This window comes from Parabacteroides sp. merdae-related_45_40 (assembly GCF_001915675.1).
Map to the genome: position 1 here is coordinate 20,363 of NZ_MNQY01000052.1, position 6,694 is coordinate 27,056.

Consider the following 6,694-nt stretch of genomic DNA (forward strand, 5'->3'; position numbering starts at 1 on the left):
TTTCTATATTTATTTTGATAAAAAGGCTTGATACTCATTCCACAGCCCTTCAATGCTGGCATCATCGCCGAACATACGCTTCATCGCCTTGTCGAAACTCCATTCGTCGAGGTCGCGGACCGTCTCATGGAACTTGCGGATGGCATCCGGGTCTTTGGTCGTCAGCCATTGGATAAAAAAGCCGGTCGTACGATAACCGTCCATCCAGTTACCGCCCGGTTTACGGGTACTCATATCGAAATATCCTGCTTGGGCACGGACTGCATCCGCCAGCCCTTCGATACAAGCCCAGAATGTTTTGTTGGTTGAATAGGAACCGATTCCTTTCGGTTCGAACTGATAGGCGTGTACCAATTCATGAAACAGGACACCACGTGTTTCAAAGTCGAGCTTATAGAGGGATTCGTTCGCTGATTTCTCAATATGCTGAGTGCTGTAAACAATCGAGGTATTGGCCGGATTACCACTCTTGGCTGAAACTCCGTCATAATCTTTCAACGTATAATGAACCTTTTGAACATCATTCATCGTATCTTTTGCCGAATAGAAAAGAATTTCGGCTACCTTTCGAGCATGATAACGTATGTATTCGTCCGGATTCTGGACAAGATCCTCATAAATGGCAGCCCCCTTAGTTTCCGGATCAATCACTTCGTAATCGATTTCCGGATATTTGAAATCTTCCCAGCCGGCATTCAGATTCTCATCGAACAACACCACATCTCCCAACACCAATGTATCACCAACTGCCGTAGCAGCTTCCAGCATATACTGTTTATAATTGGAAGGTTTGGTTATCGAACAAAGAATTTCCTGATAGCGTGAACAGAACGTCTGGTCTTTCCGTTCATCCACAACCACCCAGTTCTTCCCGTCATAGGAACCTTTCAATATCCAGGCACACGGATCATGTACAGGCGTCTCGCCGGACGAATAGATTTTATAACTTTGGATGGGAACAGTATATTGTTCATTAAAAATCACTTTATTTACCCCTTCCGTTCCCACGAAACAGGTTGTCGGATTCCCATCTGACAATTCAGGAACATTCACCGGTAATTTTGCCTGACAAGAACACAATAATAAACTTATCGATACTAATATATAACTCTTCATGCTTTCAAAAATATTTCAGTTTTTACTTATTCGACAACTTAATGAAAATACTCCGCTGGAAATACTAAATCATCTCCAGCGGAGATTAAAACTAAAAACACAAACTCCCCATTATTTTTTACATCAGTGAAAAATTCTTTACTTTACCAAATTCATCACAATATTAAAAATTCCCCTCTATACAAGAGTAACACTCAAATGCCAAAAGAATACCACAATTGACATTGATCAATTATGATACTATTTAGGAAATCTACGACACCTTCTATACTTTGTAAAGACAAACCAGAGCACCAAAATCATAAAGCATCCATCTGTTTTCGTCACCGATACGGACTAATCATATAACTGTTTTGCAAAACCAACCATCATACTATCATATCCGTCTATATACAACTTTAAACCAATAAGTTACAGCATGACAGTTGCCGTTTTTTACTATCATTCATCTGTCATAACCATCATGGCGAAAAAAACGATAACATCCAGTGTATCAATTATACGACAAAAACAGAGACCGTCCGGGAACAGGTACAAAACATGTTAAAACAGCTTCATTTTTCATCAAGACCGGCTTTTCTTTTGTCAAAAACGGCTTGAAGAGCCGCTTGAGACCCGGGTGTAAGAGCCACGGAGACCCGGGTGTGGGAGAGGTGCAGACCCGGGTCTGTGCAAGGCCTTTCCGTGGATGCGTGGATGTTTATCCGCCATGCCGTGGGTGTTTTTATGCCTCGTTTTTGCATCTTGTCCGGCAAACTAGGTCGTTTTAACACAAAAACGTTCTCGTTTTATCGATGACCATTTGGGCTTATATAAATGCAAACATCCCATTATCAACCATATAAATAAACCGACAAGTAAAAATCATGATAGATGCATGATGGTAGAATGATAGTGAAAAACAGCAACTATCATACTTTAACATACTGTAAAGCAACAGTTAACAACCAGAAATGACAGTATGATGGTTGGTATGCGAAATTTTCATAAGGGAAAAGAGGTGATCCCGGATAGTAATTTTGGTTGCCCTAAAAACAAACAAGCCTGCCAAGAAAAACTCAGCAGACTCGTTATATTATTCTGAAAAAATAGCCTATTATAATTAAGTGCTACATTAATATTCAAAATAGCCATTCTTTCAGTCAGCCATGCACCATTATTCCCAACCCGGAGTTGTCTGTTTCAGGATCGGACTTGCATTCAGTTGGTTTTGAGGAATAGGGAAATAGCTATATTCTTTGTCTGTAGCATCTTTTCCCTTATTCCACCATTCTTCATGGAATTTATTCCAACGAATCAAATCAATACGGCGGCGGCGTTCACCGATGAACTCACGTCCCCACTCATCTAAAAATTCAGAATCCGTCAACTTATCCAGATTTGCCACATAGCTATATTTCGACCATTCTTCCGCAGGGTAATTTCTTACCCGTACATAATCCAATAGTTCAGCTGCTTTTGCCTTATTTCCTTCCCTGTAATAGCATTCTGCCAATGAGTAATACATTTCAGACAAGCGCATCTCAGGAGTAGACTGAGAACGGAACAAACCATCATGATCCGGTAAATAAGGGAATTTATTGAAACGGAAACCGGAATTTTCTTCACCGGTAGTCACCTGAGAACCTTTCGCGATCACATCAGCATCATTACAAATGAAATATCCCCCACGGGCAGCAGCATCCAACAAGGCTTGTTTCTTGTTTTCGGCGTTCAACGACTTATCTTCTGAAAAACGTCCTACCTGGTCGACAAACACCAACGGGAAACCCATCCATTCTTCGGAGCCATTCACATTTTCATCTGTAAAACCATATTGCTTCGACTCGTCATATTTCATCTGTGCCCCTTGCAAGAAGAAACCTTCATAACCACCTTTCGCATCTGTCGTATGGAACGGAATTACACGATAGTCACACTTCGCATATTTTTCAAATGGATTTCCGAGTCCGCTGGCAAACTGATACACATTTCCTTGGAAGTCACGAGAAGGCTGCAAATGGATACCGTTGTTGCCACCACCATCGCTACCAATCGTCTGGGCTGCAGAATAGTGCATACCATCTGCCCACATCGTCTGTTGTTCCAAACGACCGCGTTCGTGCCAAAACTCGAACATATTCTCAGGAGACTGATATTTATTGATACCAGAACGGAACGGATCACGATAATCTTGTTGGTTTATGCTGTATGTACCATATTTACCGGCAATAATATCTTCCGCCCATTGCTTACAATCAGCATAATGATCCTCACCAATCCACACCTTGGCATTCAAATAAAGACGAACCAACAAACCGGCTGCCGGTCCCTGTGTCCAACGTCCGAGACGTTTTTCTTTCGGCAATGTAGGGATACATTCTTTCAATTCCGACTCAATGAAATCATAAACCTCTTTTGCTGTACTCTGAGGCACGATTTCATCAGAAGCCTGTTGTTCCGTAGCGATTGGAACCTGACGGTAAAAATCCAACAAAAACATGTAGTACCAAGCCCGCAATACACGTAAGTCACTATAATAAGCAGCCTTCTCTTCATCAGTAACACCGATCGCACTAAAATCAACCGTATTGAAATCACGCAACACCGTGTTTACCTGACTGATACACTGGTAAGATGCCACCCAAGCACCGTTGATCTGTCCTTGAATATAGTTCCATTTATGTTCGTGCAGGCGAATCCATTGGCCATCGTCATATCCGTGCCGTCCTTTCTGTGTCCAGACAAAATGGTCACCTGTCAATTCCTGCAACTTCCAGATATCACCGCGCCACGTAACATTGTCACTATGTTCGAAACAACGAACCACGGCAGCTTCAACAGACAATTTATCCGTATAATAATTGTCTCTCACTAAATCTGAATATACTTTTTCTGTCAGATCCGTACAAGATGTCATGGCAAGAGCACCCAACAAACCTGCAGCACATAATAATTTAATTTTTTTCATGTTCTGTCTCTTAATTTAATTAATAAGTGATTTGTACGCCAAATGTCAGATTCCTTGCGGTCGGATAGACCTCCATTCCACCGATTCCCGGCCACAAGCCTGTAGTCGTCACCGTCGTCGGATCTACCCCCGAATACTTAGTCAATGTAAACACGTTCTTCAACGTACCATACACACGTAAATTAGAAATCCACTTCGTATTCAATTTCGGAGTCCAACCCAATGTGATATTGTCCAAACGTAAATAATTACCATTCTGCAAGAAATAGTCACAAATCACTTTCGGACCTTTGATATGAGCATTTTCTTCATAAGCGGAAGATAACTTGTTATCGCCGGAAACCACTTGCAGACCATAATACATTTCATACTGGTTCATCACTTTATAGCGAAAACGTCCACGGAAGAACAAAGACAAATCAAAGTCTTTATATCTGAACGTATTTCCCCAAGACAACTCCCACTTGGGAACACCTGTTCCATCCAGATAAACCTTATCCTGTTCATTACCATCGGCTCCCAACTTCGTTACTCCACCTTCTTCACCTTTTTCCCAAATCAGGATATTACCTGCATCATCGACACCTGCATAACGGAATCCATAAAAAGAACCTATCTCGATTCCGTCTTCTAGACGCTGAGCCGAACCAGGATTACCCGGAGAGGGGAATCCATCACCTTCTATATACCCCAACTGATACTTTTCGTTAGAGAATGATTTCAGTTTGGATTTTGTATAAGCCAAATTCAAATTTGTAGAATAAGAAAAATCTTTTGTTTGTACTGCATCCCAATTCACTTGGAACTCAAAACCTTTAGATGTAGTTGTACCCACATTTGCATAAATTTTATCATGCAGATACGGTGGCAAAGGAACAGGATATTCACCGATTACATCACGACCTTCACGAATGAATGCATCAAAGCTACCCGACAGACGAGAGTTAAATAAAGTATAATCAATACCCAAGTTGTAAGAAATCTGTTTTTCCCAAGCCAAATCATAATTTGGGTTATTACCTGGTCCATACCCCATGATAAATTTACCATAAGTATCACTATAGTACTGTCCGAATCCAGAATATTTGGCCTGTGCCGTATAACGGTCGAACCCGGAACGTCCGGTTACACCATACGAAAAACGAAGTTTTAAATCGTCAACGGCAGAACTGTTTTCAAACACCGGCAATTTGGACACACGCCAAGCAGCCGATGCTGCCGGGAAAAGTCCCCATTTATGATCTTCACCAAACTTAGAGTTACCTTCATGGCGTAAAGATCCTGTAAACAAGAATACGTCATTCCAGTTATAATTAATACGCCCCAAAAACGCGATTGTTTTTTCTTCTTCTTTATGGGATTCCATCCCCAAGCGGCCATTCACCTTTTCGTACTCACCGCCTTGAAGATAGTTATATAAGAATGCATCGGAAGGAAAATCACGGTTCGATGCTGAGAACCATTCGTAATCGAATTGCTGATAGGAATAACCGCCCATAATTTTGAAATCATGTTCATCATTGATTTTGAACGAATAATTTCCCAACCATTCCAATGTCCAATCTGTCCAAGCTTCCTGTTTCAAGAGTGCATAACCATTATAATTTCCATTAATACAATCTTTATGTGTCTTGAACTTATACTGAGACTGTTTCTTGTTATGTCCTTGGCGACCAAGCTTTAATTCTGTATTCAGATTTTTCAGAATGTTCAGTTTCAAGTTCAAATCGATTGTGGAATATTCCTGTTTTGCACCATTCTCCTGCTCCGTCAAATTTTTGACAGGATTAAAGGAATAACTATTACCTTTGAATGCATCCATCTCATCCACACTGAACGTCGGATTCAACTGAACAGCCTGCTTGAACGAAGCATAATCCGTATAATCTTCGTCAGCTATACGATAAGAGAAATTACCGCCTACTTCCAACAACCCCTCCAAAGTCGTATGCTTAAAGTTTCCACGTAAACCGTATTCTTTACGATCAGAAGCGATATCCAATCCTTCCTTACCTTTAAAGTTAGCAGACATACGGAAAATAGTTGTTTCGCTACCACCGGACAATGAAATATTGTGATTATGACCAAAATTATTTTTATTGATCAACTCATCATACCAATTGGTTCGATGCCCGTAATCAACAGCACCTGTAACCTTGTCCAAATAGGCTTCTGCATCCAAAACATCCGGTTTGCTTGCCACAAAATCATGTTCGACATAGCCATCATACGTAATGGTCGTCTTACCCGCCTTTCCCTGTTTGGTCGTTACTAAGATTACACCATTTGCACCACGAGAACCATAGATAGCTGCAGCAGAACCATCTTTCAATACGGTAATAGACTCGATATCCGACTGTGCCAAATTACGCAAATCTCCTCCCGGCATACCATCAATCACAATCAACGGACTGTTACCGGCCTTCAAAGAAGAAGCTCCAGAATACTACCACTCGTATTCGGGTCAGCAGCGGCAACACTATTAACCACGACTCCGGCTACTTTTCCATCCACCATCTGCATCGGATCATTCACGGCACCAGCCAAAAAATCTTTGCTACTTACACTCGTAACTGCCGTAGTCAAATCCTTCTTCACAGAAGAACCATAACCGACCACCACTACTTC

Annotated in this window: 5 protein-coding genes (1 of these 5 only partly in view); all 5 read right to left on the reverse strand. The window is 41.4% G+C overall.

The window, feature by feature from the left end; translation table 11 throughout:
* Positions 1-9: 9 nt before the first annotated feature.
* On the reverse strand, positions 10-1,116 hold the full coding sequence (locus BHV83_RS08740) for a basic secretory protein-like protein (RefSeq protein WP_286757402.1): 1,107 nt from the start codon (positions 1,114-1,116) through the stop codon (positions 10-12).
* A 1,156-nt stretch (positions 1,117-2,272) separates the two neighbouring features.
* Positions 2,273-4,066 (reverse strand): RagB/SusD family nutrient uptake outer membrane protein, encoded by a 1,794-nt coding sequence (locus BHV83_RS08745; protein WP_005640904.1) that lies wholly within the window; start codon positions 4,064-4,066, stop codon positions 2,273-2,275.
* A 19-nt stretch (positions 4,067-4,085) separates the two neighbouring features.
* Positions 4,086-6,494 (reverse strand): SusC/RagA family TonB-linked outer membrane protein, encoded by a 2,409-nt coding sequence (locus BHV83_RS08750; RefSeq protein ID WP_286757403.1) that lies wholly within the window; start codon positions 6,492-6,494, stop codon positions 4,086-4,088.
* Complete coding sequence (locus BHV83_RS08755; RefSeq protein WP_286757404.1) at positions 6,491-6,664, reverse strand: hypothetical protein; 174 nt, start codon at positions 6,662-6,664, stop codon at positions 6,491-6,493. The genes BHV83_RS08750 and BHV83_RS08755 overlap by 4 nt, the downstream gene beginning before the upstream one ends.
* On the reverse strand, positions 6,624-6,694 hold the final stretch of the coding sequence (locus tag BHV83_RS08760; RefSeq protein ID WP_286757405.1) for a carboxypeptidase-like regulatory domain-containing protein. It continues 373 nt past the right edge of the window; the window shows 71 of its 444 coding nt (coding positions 374-444); its start codon lies off the right edge, out of view; it ends in the stop codon at positions 6,624-6,626. The genes BHV83_RS08755 and BHV83_RS08760 overlap by 41 nt, the downstream gene beginning before the upstream one ends.

Excerpts from the sequence above, each read along its gene's own strand:
- BHV83_RS08740 (WP_286757402.1), bottom strand. The coding sequence starts at position 1,116 with ATGAAGAGTTATATATTAGTATCGATAAGTTTATTATTGTGTTCTTGT.
- BHV83_RS08745 (WP_005640904.1), bottom strand. The coding sequence starts at position 4,066 with ATGAAAAAAATTAAATTATTATGTGCTGCAGGTTTGTTGGGTGCTCTT.